Genomic DNA, 14,456 nt, shown 5'->3' with positions numbered 1-14,456 from the left:
ACCGTCAGCCCTCGGTGAGGCCCGCCACCAGCTCGTCCGCCGCGCGGTACGGGTCCAGCTCACCGGAGACGATGCGTTCCGCGAGGGCGCTGAGACGGCGGTCGCCGTGCAGATCGCCGATGCGTTCGCGCAGGGCGGTGACGGCGATCGTCTCCACCTCGCGGGAGGCGCGGGCCCGGCGGCGCTCGGCCAGGACGCCGCGCTCCTCCATCCAGGCCCGGTGCTTCTCCAGCGCCTCGACGACCTCGTCCACTCCCTCGGCGCGGGCGGCGACCGTCTTGACGATCGGCGGCCGCCAGTCGCCGGGGGCACGGGACTGGCCGAGGCTCAGCATGTGGTTCAGCTCGCGGGCGGTGGCGTCGGCGCCGTCCCGGTCGGCCTTGTTGACGACGTAGACGTCACCGATCTCCAGGATGCCCGCCTTGGCAGCCTGGATGCCGTCGCCCATGCCCGGGGCGAGCAGCACCACCGAGGTGTCGGCCTGGGAGGCGATCTCGACCTCCGACTGGCCGACGCCGACCGTCTCCACCAGGATCACGTCGCAGCCGGCCGCGTCCAGGACGCGGATGGCCTGCGGGGCGGCCCAGGCGAGACCGCCCAGATGGCCCCGGGTGGCCATGGAGCGGATGTAGACGCCGGGGTCGGACGCGTGGTCCGACATCCGGACGCGGTCGCCGAGCAGGGCGCCGCCGGAGAACGGCGAGGACGGGTCGACGGCCAGGACCCCGACCCGCCGGCCCTGCTTGCGGTAGGCCGTCACCAGCGCCGAGGTGGACGTCGACTTGCCGACGCCCGGGGAGCCGGTGAGGCCCACCACGTAGGCGTTGCCGGTGAGCGGCGCGAGGGCCGCCATCACCTCCCTGAGCTGCGGGGACGCCCCCTCCACCAGGGAGATCAGCCGGGCCACGGCCCGCGGCCTGCCTTCCCTGGCCTGGGCGACCAGCGAGGGGACGTCCTGCATCACAGCTCCGTTCGAGGAAGGGTCGGACAGCGATCTCAGCCCTTGGGCACCCGCACGATCAGGGCGTCGCCCTGGCCGCCGCCGCCGCACAGCGCGGCCGCGCCGACGCCGCCGCCGCGCCGCTTCAGCTCCAGCGCCAGGTGCAGCACCAGACGGGCGCCGGACATGCCGATCGGGTGGCCCAGGGCGATCGCGCCGCCGTTGACGTTCACCTTGTCCGTGGTGACGCCCAGGTCCTTCATGGACTGGACGGCGACCGCGGCGAACGCCTCGTTGATCTCGATGAGGTCGAGGTCGGCGGCCTCCAGGCCCTCCTTGCGCAGGGCGTGCGCGATGGCGTTGGAGGGCTGGGACTGGAGCGAGTTGTCCGGGCCCGCGACATTGCCGTGGGCGCCGATCTCGGCGATCCAGGCCAGGCCCAGCTCCTGCGCCTTGGCCTTGCTCATCACGACCACGGCCGCCGCACCGTCCGAGATCTGCGAGGAGGTGCCGGCGGTGATCGTGCCGTCCCGGGTGAACGCCGGGCGGAGCTTGCCCAGGGAGTCCACCGTGGTGTCGCCGCGGATGCCCTCGTCCTTGCTGAAGACGACCGGCTCGCCCTTGCGCTGCGGGATCTCGATCGGGGTGATCTCGGCCTCGAAGACGCCGTTCTTCTGGGCGGCGGCGGCGCGCTGGTGGGACAGGGCCGCGATCTCGTCCTGCTCGGCGCGGCCGATGCCCAGGCGGGTGTTGTGCTTCTCGGTGGACTCGCCCATCGCGATGTTCTCGAAGGCGTCGGTGAGGCCGTCGTGCGCCATCGCGTCGAGCACCTCGACCGCGCCGTACTTGTAGCCCTCACGGGACTTGGGCAGCAGGTGCGGGGCGTTGGTCATGGACTCCTGGCCGCCGGCCACCACGATGTCGAACTCACCCGCGCGGATGAGCTGGTCGGCGAGCGCGATGGCGTCGAGGCCGGACAGACACACCTTGTTGATGGTGAGCGCCGGGACGTTCATCGGGATGCCGGCCTTGACCGCGGCCTGCCGGGCCGGGATCTGGCCCGCACCGGCCTGGAGCACCTGGCCCATGATCACGTACTGCACCTGGTCGCCGCCGATCCCCGCACGGTCGAGGGCGGCCTTGATCGCGAAGCCGCCGAGGTCGGCTCCCGAGAAGGACTTCAGCGAGCCCAGCAACCGCCCCATGGGCGTCCGGGCACCCGCGACGATCACCGAGGTGTTCGTTCCAGAAGACATGAGCTGTGATCCCCTTACCGGCCTGCACAGCCGAGGAGTGAACGAGGGTTTACTTCGAATGTACTGAGCGGTACCGCAACCCGTCACCGGCCCTTCGGTGTGATCGCGCGCACGTTGCGTAACCACCCGAGGAGCGCTCCACTAACAGCATGCTGACGCGAATCGACCACATCGGGATCGCCTGCCACGACCTCGACGCGACCGTCGAGTTCTACCGCTCCACGTACGGCTTCGAGGTGTTCCACTCCGAGGTCAACGAGGAACAGGGCGTGCGCGAGGCCATGCTCAAGATCAACGATACGTCCGACGGCGGTGCCTCGTACCTCCAGTTGCTGGAGCCCACCCGTCCGGACTCCACCGTCGCCAAGTGGCTCGACAAGAACGGAGAGGGTGTCCATCACATCGCTTTCGGTACGGCGGATGTCGACGCGGAGTCGGCGGACATCCGGGACAAGGGCGTACGCGTGCTGTACGAAGAGCCGCGACGCGGCTCCATGGGGTCACGAATCACCTTCCTGCACCCCAAGGATTGTCACGGTGTACTGACGGAACTGGTCACATCGGCGCCGGTTGAGTCACCTGAGCACTGACCCTCGTACATATGGGCCGGTAGGGTTGGGGGCGGTCGCCGCGCAGCCAGGGCGACCGGTCCTGCTGCCTTGCCCGGCGGGATCTGGCCGGGGTCCGGGTTTCGGGGGGCGAGCGTCGGGGCAGCAGCCCGTGCTCCGCCGTTGATCTGACACCATTCCCCGGGGACCCCGTTCGGCGGATGGACGGGGACTCGTTCGGGAAGCATGCGACCAGGGACGGATGGGACTCGCGCAGTGCGGGGCTACGAGAGCCAGGAGCGGGAGCCGGCGGCTGACGTCGACCACCTGACTCGGTTCGAAGCCGAGATGAAACGGCTGAAGACCGAGCGGGAAAAGGCGATCCAGCATGCCGAGGACCTCGGCTACCAGGTCGAGGTGCTGCGCGCCAAGTTGCACGAGGCGCGCCGCACCATCATGTCCCGGCCCGCCTTCGACGGCGGCGACCTCGGGTACCAGGCCGAGCAGTTGCTGCGGAACGCGCAGATGCAGGCCGACCAGCTCCGGCAGGACGCCGAGCGGGAGCTGAGCCAGGCGCGGGCGCAGACCCAGCGCATCCTCCAGGAGCACGCCGAACAGGCGGCCCGGCTCCAGGCGGAGCTGCACCAGGAGGCGGTCACCCGCCGCCAGCAGCTCGACCAGGAGCTGGCGGAGCGCCGCCAGACCGTCGAGTCGCACGTCAACGAGAACGTGGCGTGGGCCGAGCAGCTCCGCGCCCGCTCCGAGACCCAGGCCCGCCGGCTGCTGGAGGAGTCGCGCGCCGAGGCCGAGCAGGCCCTGGCCGCCGCCCGCGCGGAGGCCGAGCGGGTCGCGGCGGAGGCCCGTCAGCGGCTCCAGGCCGACTCCGAGGCGGCCCGCGCCGAGACCGAGCAGTTGCTGCTGCGCGCCCGCACCGACGCCGAGCGGCTGCTGAACGCCGCGTCCTCGCAGGCGCAGGAGGCCACCGACCACGCCGAGGCGATGCGCAGCTCGACGGCGAACGAGTCGGACGCGGCCCGCCGCCAGGCCGGTGAGCTGAGCCGGGCCGCCGAGGCCCGGATGGCCGAGGCGGAGGAGGCGCTGCGCAAGGCGCAGTCCGAGGCCGAGAAGCTGGTCGCCGAGGCCAAGGCCGCCGCCGAGAAGGCGCTCACCAGCGCTGAGTCGGCCAAGGAACAGCGCATCCGGACGGCGAAGGAGCAGGTCGCCCGGCTGGTCAGCGAGGCCACCAAGGAGGCCGAGACCACCAAGGCGGACGCCGAGCAGGTCGTCGCCGACGCCCGCGCCGAGGCCGAGAAGATCGTCGCGGAGGCCGCGGAGAAGGCCCGTACGCTCACCGCCGAGGAGAGCGCCACCCAGCTCTCGAAGGCGGCGAAGACCGCCGAGGACGTCCTCATCAAGGCGCAGGAGGACGCGCAGCGCACCACCAGGGCCGCCGCCGAGGAGGCCGAGCGGATCCGCCGCGAGGCCGAGACCGAGGCCGACCGGCTGCGCGCCGAGGCGCACGACATCGCCGAGCAGCTCAAGGGCTCGGCGAAGGACGACACCAAGGAGTACCGGGCCAAGACGGTCGAGCTCCAGGAGGAGGCCCGCCGGCTGCGCGGCGAGGCCGAGCAGCTCCGGGCCGACGCGGTCGGCGAGGGCGAGAAGATCCGCGCGGAGGCCCGCAAGGAGGCCGTCCAGCAGATCGAGGAGGCGGCCAGGACCGCCGAGGAACTGCTGTCCAAGGCGAAGGCCGACGCGGACGAGCTGCGCCAGAAGGCCACCACGGACAGCGAGAAGGTCCGTACCGAGGCCATCGAGCGCGCCACCACGCTGCGCCGGCAGGCCGAGGACACCCTCGACCGCACCCGCAAGGAGGCCGAGCGCCACCGCGACGAGGCCGTGGAGCAGGCCGAGGGCATCACGGCGGACGCCGAGCGGGCCGCGCAGGAGCTGCGCGAGGAGACCGAGCGCGGGATCGAGGCCCGGCGGGCCGAGGCGGCCGACGAGCTGACCCGGCTGCACACCGAGGCGGAGACCCGGCTGGCCTCCGCCGAGCAGGCGCTCACGGAGGCCCGCGAGGAGGCCGCCCGGATCCGCCGTGAGGCGTCCGAGGAGGCCGAGCGGCTGCGCACGGAGGCCGCCGAGCGGATCCGTACGCTCCAGCAGCAGGCCGCCGAGGAGGCGGACCGGCTGCGCACCGAGGCCGCCGCCGACGCGTCCGCCTCCCGCGCGGAGGGCGAGGCCGTCGCCGTACGGCTGCGTTCGGACGCGGCCGCCGAGGCCGAGCGGCTGAAGTCGGAGGCGCAGGACACCGCCGACCGGGTGCGCGCGGAGGCGACGGCCGCCGCCGAGCGGCTGGCCACCGAGGCGTCCGAGACGCTGGCCGCCGCCCAGGAGGAGGCCGCCCGCCGGCGCCGCGAGGCCGAGGAACTCCTCGGCTCCGCCCGCCAGGAGGCCGACCAGGAGCGCGAGCGGGCCCGCGAGCAGAGCGAGGAGCTGCTGGCCTCGGCGCGCAACCGCGTGGAGGAGGCGCAGGCCGAGGCGGTCCGGCTGGTCGAGGAGGCCGACCGGCGCGCCACCGAGATGGTCTCCGCCGCCGAACAGCACGCCCAGCAGGTGCGGGACTCCGTGTCCGGGCTGCACGAGCAGGCCCAGGAGGAGATCACCGGGCTGCGCAGTGCCGCCGAGCACGCGGCGGACCGTACCCGTCGGGAGGCGGAGGAGGAGGCGGACCGGGTCCGCGCCGACGCCTACGCCGAGCGTGAGCGGGCCTCCGAGGACGCGAGCCGGCTGCGCCGCGAGGCGGCGGACGAGACGGACGCCGCCCGTACGCTGGCCGAACGCACCCTCGCCGAGGCCGCCGCGGAGGCCGAGCGGCTGCGCTCGGAGGCGACCGCGCACGCCCAGCGAGTGCGCACCGAGGCGTCGGACGCGATCGCCCAGGCCGAGCAGGACGCCTCGCGCACCCGGGCCGAGGCCCGGGACGACGCCAACCGCATCCGTTCGGACGCGGCGACGCAGGCCGACACCCTGATCACCGAGGCCCGCAACGAGGCCGAGCGGCTCCAGACGGAGACCATCGCCGAGGCGGAGCGGCTCCAGTCGGACACGGTCGCGGAGGCCGAGCGGGTCCGGGCCGAGTCGGTCGCCAAGGCCGAGAAGCTGATCCAGGACGCCACCGGGGACGCGGAGCGGCTGCGCGCCGAGGCCGCCGAGACGGTGGGGTCCGCGCAGCGGCACGCCGAGCGCATCCGGATCGAGGCGGAGCGGGTCAGGTCGCAGGCGGCGGCGGAGGCCGACCGCATGCTGAGCGTCGCCCGCGACGAGGCCGACTCGACGCTGGACGAGGCCCGCAAGGAGGCCAACAAGCGGCGTTCCGAGGCGGCCGAGCAGGTCGACACCCTGATCACGGAGACCACGTCCGAGGTCGACAAGCTGCTCGCCGAGGCGCAGGAGCAGGCGCTCCAGACCACGGCGGACGCCGAGGCGCAGGCGGACAAGATGGTCGGCGCGGCCCGCAAGGAGGCCGACCGGCTGGTGTCCGAGGCGACGGTCGAGGGCAACGCCCGGGTGGAGAAGTCCCGTACGGACGCGGACGAGCTGCTCGTCGGCGCGCGCCGGGACGCGACGGCCATAAGGGAGCGGGCGGAGGAGCTGCGCGACCGGATCACGGCCGAGATCGAGGCGCTGCACGAGCGGGCCCGCCGGGAGGCCGCCGAGACGATGAAGTCGACGGGCGACCGCTGCGACGCGCTCATCAAGGCGTCCGAGGAGCAGCTCACCAAGGCGCAGGCCAAGGCGAAGGAGCTGGTGTCGGAGGCGAACTCCGAGGCGGGCAAGGTCCGGATCGCCGCGGTGAAGAAGGCGGAGGGGCTGCTCAAGGAGGCCGAGCAGAAGAAGGCGACGCTGGTGCGCGAGGCCGAGGAGCTGAAGGCCGAGGCGATCCGCGAGGCGCGGCGCACGGTCGAGGAGGGCAAGCGCGAGCTGGAGGTCCTGGTGCGCCGGCGCGAGGACATCAACGCCGAGATCTCCCGGGTGCAGGACGTCCTGGAGGCGCTGGAGTCGTTCGAGGTGCCGAACGGGGGCAAGGACGGAGGGGTTCGGGCCGGGGCCACGATCGGGGCCCCCCGATCGGGTGGCAAGTCGACGGACAGCTAGCGAAATGTGTGATTTGGGTTAAAGTCTGGGGACTTTGACTGAGGATTTGGCAAGTGGCACGCCGCTCGGCCACCCAAAAGGGGTGTCATTCTCCAGATCAAACACGTATCCGCTCGATGACACACCGCTTCGGCCCCTAGGATTCCCCCTATCACCTCACCGGTCTCATTCGACAGGAACCCCATGAGCGACACTTCCCCCTATGGCTTCGAGCTAGTGCGGCGTGGGTACGACCGCGCTCAGGTGGACGAACGGATCTCCAAGCTCGTCTCCGACCGTGACAGCGCGCTCGCCCGCATCACCGCCCTGGAGAAGCGCATCGAGGAGCTCCACCTCGAGACGCAGAACGCCCAGGCTCAGGTGAGCGACGCCGAGCCGTCGTACGCCGGTCTGGGCGCGCGGGTCGAGAAGATCCTTCGCCTCGCCGAGGAAGAGGCCAAGGATCTGCGCGAGGAGGCCCGTCGCGCGGCCGAGCAGCACCGCGAGCTCGCCGAGTCGGCGGCCCAGCAGGTCCGTAACGACGCGGAGTCGTACGCCGCGGAGCGCAAGTCCAAGGCCGAGGACGAGGGCGTCCGGATCGTCGAGAAGGCCAAGAGCGACGCCTCTCAGCTCCGCGCCGAGGCGCAGAAGGACGCGCAGTCCAAGCGCGAGGAGGCGGACGCCCTCTTCGAGGAGACCCGCGCCAAGGCCGCGCAGGCCGCCGCCGACTTCGAAACCAACCTGGCCAAGCGCCGCGAGCAGTCGGAGCGCGACCTGGCGTCCCGTCAGCAGAAGGCGGAGAAGCGCCTCGCGGAGATCGAGCACCGCGCGGAGCAGCTCCGGCTGGAGGCCGAGAAGCTGCGCACGGACGCCGAGCGCCGGGCCCGCCAGACCGTCGAGACGGCGCAGCGCCAGGCCGAGGACATCGTGGCCGACGCCAACGCCAAGGCGGACCGGATCCGTTCGGAATCGGAGCGCGAGCTGGCGGCCCTCACCAACCGCCGCGACAGCATCAACGCCCAGCTCACGAACGTCCGCGAGATGCTCGCGACGCTCACGGGTGCCGCGGTCGCCGCGGCCGGTTCGCCGGCCACGGACGACGAGCCGGTCTCCCGCGGGGTGCCGGCGCAGCAGTCCCGGTAGTCGTTCGGTGCGTGTGAGGGGCGGTGGGACCCGGTCCCACCGCCCCTTTCGTGCGCCCGCGTACGAGGGGACACCCCGGGTGCCTCCGGTGGCAGGCGCCGCGCGCCGGTCATAGCGTGGCCCGCATGATCGAGGTCGAGGGGCTGACGAAGCGGTACGGCGACAAGGTGGCGGTGAACAACCTCAGCTTCACCGTCAGACCCGGTATCGTCACGGGCTTCCTCGGGCCCAACGGGGCCGGCAAGTCCACCACCATGCGGATGATGCTCGGTCTGGACCGGCCCACCGCGGGGGACGTCCGGATCGACGGCACGCACTACGACCGGCTCAAGGACCCGCTCACCTACATCGGCGCCCTGCTGGACGCCAAGGCCGTGCACGGCGGCCGCAGCGCCTACAACCATCTGCTGTGTCTGGCGCAGAGCAACGGCATTCCGCGCGCCCGGGTCGACGAGGTGCTGGACACCGTCGGACTGACGGCCGTGGCGCGGAAGAAGGCCAAGGGGTTCTCGCTGGGCATGGGCCAGCGCCTCGGCATCGCGGGCGCGCTCCTCGGCGACCCCCGGATCCTGATGTTCGACGAGCCGGTCAACGGCCTCGACCCCGAGGGCATCCACTGGATCCGCACCCTGATGAAATCGCTGGCCGCGCAGGGGCGGACGGTGTTCGTCTCCAGTCATCTGATGAGCGAGATGGCGCTGACCGCCGAGCATCTGGTGGTGATCGGCCAGGGCCGGCTGCTCGCCGACACCTCGATGGCCGACTTCATCGCCCGTAACTCCCGGTCCTTCGTCCGGATCCGCACCCCGCAGCGCGAGCGGCTCCTCGATCTGCTGCGCGGTGCGGGGCTCACCGTCGTGGAGAGCGGCAGCGGGGTGCTGGAGGCGGACGGCGGCACGTCCGAGCAGATCGGGGAGCTGGCCGCGCGGCACCAGATCGTGCTGCACGAGCTGAGCCCCCAGCAGGCGTCCCTGGAGGAGGCGTTCATGCGGCTGACCGCCGAGTCGGTGGAGTACCACGCGCATTCGGACCGCCCGCCGCAGCAGGAGCGGCAGGCGTGGGGCGAGGACTGGGCGGGGAGGGGCTGAGCCATGGCCGCGATCCAGGTCGTACGGTCCGAGTGGACCAAGATCCGGTCGGTGGCGTCCACGGTGTGGACGCTGTCGCTGGCCGTGGTCGTCACCGTCGCGCTGGGCATGCTGATCGCCGCGCTGTCGAAGAACGAGTTCGACAACCTCAGCGCCCGCGACCGGCTCTCCTTCGACCCGACCTACATCAGCTTCGCCGGGATGAGCCTCGGCCAGCTCGCGATGATCGTGTTCGGGGTGCTGGTGGTGTCCAACGAGTACAGCACCGGCATGATCCGCACCTCGCTGGCGGCCGTGCCGCAGCGCGGCACCTTCCTGTTCAGCAAGATCGCGGTGGCGGCCGGGCTGGCGCTCGCGGTGGGCCTGGTCACCAGCTTCGTGACGTTCTTCCTGGGCCAGTCGATGCTGGGCTCGCTCCGGGCGGAGATCGGCGACCCGGGGGTGCTGCGCGCGGTGATCGGCGGCGGCCTCTACATGACGCTGATCGCGCTGTTCTCGATGGGGGTGGCCGCGATGCTGCGCTCACCGATGCTGTCGCTGGGCATCCTGATGCCGTTCTTCTTCCTGATCTCCAACATCCTCGGCAACGTCGGCGCAACGAAGAAGGTCGGCCGCTATCTGCCCGACCAGGCCGGCAGCAAGATCATGCAGGTGGTCACCCCGGTCGACGACGACACCCCCTACGGCCCCTGGGGCGGGCTCGCGATCATGGTGGTGTGGGTGGTGGCCGCGCTGCTCGGCGGGTATCTGCTGCTGAAGCGACGTGACGCGTGACGCTTTCGTTCTTTGCTTTCATTTGAGCGGAACCGTCAGCGCCTGGATAAGCTCCTAACCCTTACGGGGGCGTGTGCCCTGCTGTCCTGATCCTTTCGATGGGTGCGGAGCATGATCGAGGCTGTCGGCCTGACCAAGCGCTACGGCGACAAGACCGCCGTGTACAACCTTTCCTTCCAGGTGCGGCCCGGTGCCGTCACCGGCTTCCTGGGGCCCAACGGCTCGGGCAAGTCGACGACCATGAGGATGATCCTCGGCCTGGACAATCCGACCGCGGGCTCGGTCACGATCGGCGGCTACCCCTACCGCAAGCTGCCGAACGCGCCCCGCCAGGTCGGCGCCCTGATCGACGCCAAGGCCGTGCACGGCGGCCGCAGCGCCCGCAACCACCTGCTGTCGCTGGCCCAGCTCTCCGGCATCCCGGCCCGCCGGGTGGACGAGGTGCTCGGGGTGGTCGGCCTCCAGGACGTGGCCAAGAAGCGGTCCAAGGGCTTCTCGCTGGGCATGGGCCAGCGGCTCGGCATCGCCGCCGCGCTGCTCGGCGACCCCCAGGTGCTGCTCTTCGACGAGCCGGTCAACGGCCTCGACCCCGAGGGCATCCTCTGGGTGCGCAACCTGATGAAGTCCCTCGCGGCGGAGGGCCGCACGGTCTTCGTCTCCTCGCACCTGATGAGCGAGATGGCGCTGACCGCCGACCACCTGATCGTCATCGGGCGCGGGCAACTGCTCTCCGACATGAGCGTGAAGGACTTCATCTCGGCGAACTCGGCCGACTTCGCCCGGGTGCGCACCCCGCACACCGAGCCGCAGGTCCGCGAGAAGCTGGCCGCCGCGCTCACCGAGGCGGGCGGTCACGTCCTGCCCGAGCAGGACGGCGCGCTGCGGGTGACAGGACTGCCCCTGCCCCGCATCAGCGACATCGCCCACGACGCCGACGTACGGCTGTGGGAGCTGTCGCCGCACCAGGCGTCGCTGGAGGAGGCGTACATGCGGATGACGCAGGGCGCCGTGGACTACCGCTCCACCGTCGACCAGAAGGCCGGGCTCCAGCAGCCGCTGCCGCCGGGCGCCCAGCCGCCGATGCCGGTGCCGGGACAGGGCCAGCCGGGCTGGTACGCCCCGCCGCCCCCGCAGACGGGCTACGCGCCCCCGCAGCCGGGCCAGGGGCCCGCCGCGGGCGCCTACGGCGCTCCCCAGGCCCCGGGCGCCCCCACGGCCCCGCAGGGGGCGTACGGCGCCCCGGGCGCGCCCTCGGCCGCCGACGCCAACCCGTACGCCCAGGCGGCCCCGCAGGCGCCTCAGGCCCCGGCCCAGCCGCTGGCGGCCCCCGCGGCCGCCCCGCAGACCCCGCCCGCCGCCGCGCCCTCGTTCGACAAGGCGCCGGCCGCGCCCGCCACCCCGTCCGCCCCGGCCCCCGCCGCCCCGACCACCCAGCCCGAGGACGCCCGATGAGCACCCCGCAGCACCCCGCGCCGCAGGCCGCCGCGCCCGCCTGGCAGGCAGGGCAGCCCGGACCCGGGTACGCCGCCCCCGGCGGCCACCCCGGCTACACCTCGCCGATCCCGGTCGTGCGCACCCACCTCGGGCACGCGCTCGCCTCGGAGTGGACGAAGATCCGCTCGGTGCGCTCCACGATGTGGACGCTCGGCGTGTTCGTCCTGCTGGTCGTCGGCATCGGCCTGCTGACCTCCCTGCTGGTCGCCGCGAACACCACCGAGGGCGACCTCTCGGGCGAGAACCCGCTGTCCTTCGGCTTCTTCGGACTGCTGCTCGGCAGCATGTGCCTGATCACGCTCGGCGTGATGACGACGGCCTCCGAGTACGGCACCGGCATGATCCGCACCACGATGGTGGCGTGCCCGTCGCGCGGCCGGGTGCTCGCGGCGAAGGGGATCGTGTTCTTCTCGGTCGCCTTCGTGGTGACGCTGGTCTCGGCCGGGATCATCGCCATGGTGGACGTGGCGCTCTTCACCGACGCGCGCGAGCCGTCCGCCGGCGAGTGGCTCAAGGGCACCGTCGGGGTGTCCCTCTACATGGCGCTGCTCGGCCTGCTGTCGCTCGCCGTCGGCTCGGTCATCCGGCACTCGGCCGGCGCCATCACCATCATGATCGCCCTGGTGCTGGCCCCGCTGGTGATCGCGCTGTTCATGTTCTCGTCCTCGCTGGAGGACCTGCGCCAGGCCCTGTTCGAGTACTCGATCCCGAACCAGCTCAGCGTCTTCTACTCCAACTCCCTCACCGAGTCCGGCCCTTCGGGCTGGGACCCGCTGTGGATCGCGCTCGGGGTGACGGCCGTCGCCTTCGCCGCCGCCTTCAGCCTGCTGGAGAAGCGCGACGTGTAACACGCCGCGGACGGACCGCCGTCCGACAGCGGGACACGCAACAGCCTCAGAAACGAGGCGCGTTACGAGACCGCCGCACCCCCGGGTCGCGGCGGTCTCGCGCGTTCCAGCACGCCTTGTGCCAGTGCCGGCGGTCGTCGACCCCCGCGTGCTCGGGCCAGGCGACCACGTGCGGGACGCCGTCCGGGATCATCTGGTCACAGCCCGGGCACCGGTACGACTTCCCCTGCGCGCTCGCGCCCGCCACGTGCCGTACGCTCCACTCCTCGCCGCGCCAGGTCGCCGAGGACTGCCAGCCGCCGTAGCGGCTCGCGCGGTCGTCCTCGGCGCTCCGGCCGGACGAGTCCGCTGAGCCGGCACCCTTGGCTCGGTTACGACGCGGGGACACAGGACACCTCACGGGGCTATACAGGAAGCAGGGTTCGTGTCCAGCCTACGCGGCGCGAACGAGGGCACCCGTACGTCACCGATCCCCACAAGTCGCCCTCCCTGACCCCCCATTCTCCAGACAATCGGCAAATCTCTCCGCCAGGCCGTGTCCTCGGCACGTGTCAGACGGTTATGCCGAGTGGGGGAGCTCCGCGTCGGAGCCAAGGAAGCAGGAAAGTCCATGCGCGTTGGTAGTTTCGTGTTGGGTGCCCAGTTCCCCGGGCAGGGCCAGGGGGAGGCGCTGCACCGCGCGGTCCGCTCCGCCGAGGTCGCCGAGGAAGCGGGTCTCGACTCGGTCTGGCTGGCCGAGCACCACTTCGTGCCGTACGGCACCTGCCCGTCGGCGGTGACGCTCGCCGCGTTACTGCTGGGCCGCACCCACCGGATCCGGGTCGGCACCGCGGTCAGCGTGCTGCCCACCGTCCATCCCGTCGCCCTCGGCGAGCAGGCGGCGCTGCTGCACCTCACCAGCGGCGGCCGCTTCTCGCTGGGCGTGGGGCGCGGCGGGCCCTGGGTCGACCTGGAGGTGTTCGGCTCCGGCCTCGCGGCGTACGAGCAGGGGTTCCCGGAATCACTCGATCTGCTGGTGCGCTGGCTGCGCGAGCCCTCGGTCGGGGCCGACGGCGAGCGGTTCCGGTTCCGCGAGGTCCCCGTCGTACCGCGCCCCTCGGAGGCGCTGACGGACACCGAGGGCCCCGAGGTCGTGGTGGCGTGCACCTCGCCGTCGACCGTGCGGCTGGCGGCCGAGCGCGGGCTGCCGATGCTGCTGGGCATGCACGTGGGGGACGAGGAGAAGGCCGAGATGGTCGCCCTGTGGCGCCGCCACGCGCGCGCGGCCGGCCGCTCCGAGGACGAGATCCGGGCCGCCGCGCATGTCTCGGCGGGCGTCTGCCAGATCGCCGACCGGCGCACGGACGCCGTCGAGACCCTGGTCAAGGCGATGCCGGGCTGGCTGAAACAAGGGCTCGACGCCCATGTGACGGTGGACGGCCGGGCCCGCTCGATGCGGGACCCGGTGGCGTACACCGAACTCCTCTGCGGGCTGCACCCGGTGGGCACCCCCCGGCTGTGCGCCGACCGCCTCGCGGCGACCGGCGAGCGCACCGGCATCTCGCGCTTCGCCCTGCTCGTCGAGGGCTCGGGCGATCTGGCGGCCACGGAGGAGAACGTCCGGCGACTGGGCGCGGAGGTGCTCCCCCACCTCCGCTGAACGGCCCGGCACACCGGGGAGCTTGCCGCTCCCGTACTGATGGCACCTCCCGCGTGAGGAGCGGCAAGCGACAGGCTCACACTGCTGCCTCAGCAGTCCCGGAACTCCGGTGACTGGTTGAGCACTTGGCTGCGGACCGAGGTGAAGCGGGCCAGCTTGTCGTCGACCGACGGGTCCACCGGGAACACCGCCACCCGATGGCAGTTCTGGAAGGCGAGCCGCACACCGAAGTGCCGCTGGAGCGCACCGCGAATGGCGTCACTCGCCAGCGCTCGCAGCAACTGCCCGCGTGCCTGCTCGTTCGGCGGTGGCGTCTGGTTGTCGGCGAAGGCTCCGCCGTCCACCTTCAGCTCGGCCACCAGGGAGCTGATCATCTCCCATGCGTAGGGCAGGGAGGTCCGGACGCAGTCGACGAATTCAGCTTCGTCGACCTCGCCTCGCTCGGCCTGTTCGAGTAGGGCCGGTGAGACGTCGAGCGACATGGGTACTCCTCTCGCACCCCCGGTGGAACAGGGGGTTGCCGGACAGGGAAAGGGAGTTCGGCATGACGAAGTACCGCACACGCTGAGTACACGCATCGCGACCTCCC

12 protein-coding genes are annotated in these 14,456 nt (G+C 72.1%); 8 read left to right on the top strand and 4 right to left on the bottom strand.

The genetic code is table 11. The annotated features are described in order from the left end of the window. Positions 1-4 precede the first annotated feature (4 nt). Together meaB and AFM16_RS26780 are read right to left on the bottom strand one after the other, a co-directional pair. Entirely contained in the window at positions 5-961 is a 957-nt protein-coding gene (gene meaB / locus AFM16_RS26785) for a methylmalonyl Co-A mutase-associated GTPase MeaB (RefSeq protein WP_030784690.1), read from the bottom strand. Positions 962-996: 35 nt separating this feature from the next. Continuing rightward, on the bottom strand, positions 997-2,196 hold the full coding sequence (locus AFM16_RS26780; protein ID WP_030784688.1) for an acetyl-CoA C-acetyltransferase: 1,200 nt from the start codon (positions 2,194-2,196) through the stop codon (positions 997-999). 149 nt (positions 2,197-2,345) lie between these two features. Between AFM16_RS26780 and mce the strand changes: the two genes are divergently transcribed. The 7 genes from mce to AFM16_RS26745 all read left to right on the top strand — a co-directional run bounded on the left by mce (position 2,346) and on the right by AFM16_RS26745 (position 12,228). Beyond that, positions 2,346-2,786 (top strand): methylmalonyl-CoA epimerase, encoded by a 441-nt coding sequence (gene mce / locus AFM16_RS26775; protein ID WP_030784686.1) that lies wholly within the window; start codon positions 2,346-2,348, stop codon positions 2,784-2,786. Between the two features lie 234 nt (positions 2,787-3,020). Then, a complete protein-coding gene (gene scy / locus AFM16_RS26770; protein WP_078634854.1) occupies positions 3,021-6,902 on the top strand; it encodes a polarized growth protein Scy in 3,882 nt (1,293 codons plus the stop codon). Between the two features lie 183 nt (positions 6,903-7,085). Further along, positions 7,086-8,024 carry a coiled-coil domain-containing protein gene (locus AFM16_RS26765; protein WP_030784683.1) on the top strand — a complete coding sequence of 313 codons (939 nt, stop codon included), beginning with the start codon at positions 7,086-7,088 and terminating at the stop codon, positions 8,022-8,024. A gap of 125 nt (positions 8,025-8,149) precedes the next feature. Next, a complete protein-coding gene (locus tag AFM16_RS26760; protein WP_030784681.1) occupies positions 8,150-9,112 on the top strand; it encodes an ABC transporter ATP-binding protein in 963 nt (320 codons plus the stop codon). Between the two features lie 3 nt (positions 9,113-9,115). Beyond that, positions 9,116-9,886: an ABC transporter permease gene (locus AFM16_RS26755; protein ID WP_030784679.1), complete on the top strand. Its 771-nt coding sequence runs from the start codon at positions 9,116-9,118 to the stop codon at positions 9,884-9,886. Between the two features lie 111 nt (positions 9,887-9,997). Beyond that, the gene (locus AFM16_RS26750) at positions 9,998-11,338 is read left to right on the top strand and encodes an ATP-binding cassette domain-containing protein (RefSeq protein WP_078634853.1); all 1,341 of its coding nucleotides are present in this window, start codon (positions 9,998-10,000) and stop codon (positions 11,336-11,338) included. Continuing rightward, entirely contained in the window at positions 11,335-12,228 is an 894-nt protein-coding gene (locus AFM16_RS26745) for an ABC transporter permease (protein WP_030784674.1), read from the top strand. Before AFM16_RS26750 ends, AFM16_RS26745 begins: the two co-directional genes overlap by 4 nt. A gap of 46 nt (positions 12,229-12,274) precedes the next feature. On the opposite strand, the gene AFM16_RS26740 is transcribed toward AFM16_RS26745, so the two are convergent. Then, entirely contained in the window at positions 12,275-12,616 is a 342-nt protein-coding gene (locus tag AFM16_RS26740) for an Rv1322 family protein (protein ID WP_030784671.1), read from the bottom strand. Positions 12,617-12,838: 222 nt separating this feature from the next. Between AFM16_RS26740 and AFM16_RS26735 the strand changes: the two genes are divergently transcribed. After that, a complete protein-coding gene (locus AFM16_RS26735; protein WP_078634852.1) occupies positions 12,839-13,867 on the top strand; it encodes an LLM class flavin-dependent oxidoreductase in 1,029 nt (342 codons plus the stop codon). 89 nt (positions 13,868-13,956) lie between these two features. On the opposite strand, the gene AFM16_RS26730 is transcribed toward AFM16_RS26735, so the two are convergent. After that, positions 13,957-14,349 (bottom strand): SCO5389 family protein, encoded by a 393-nt coding sequence (locus tag AFM16_RS26730; RefSeq protein WP_030784666.1) that lies wholly within the window; start codon positions 14,347-14,349, stop codon positions 13,957-13,959. Positions 14,350-14,456: the final 107 nt, after the last annotated feature.

The organism is Streptomyces antibioticus (genome assembly GCF_002019855.1).
In the GTDB taxonomy this organism is placed as follows: Bacteria; Actinomycetota; Actinomycetes; order Streptomycetales; family Streptomycetaceae; genus Streptomyces; species Streptomyces antibioticus_B.
This window is presented reverse-complemented; position numbering and strand designations above follow the sequence as displayed.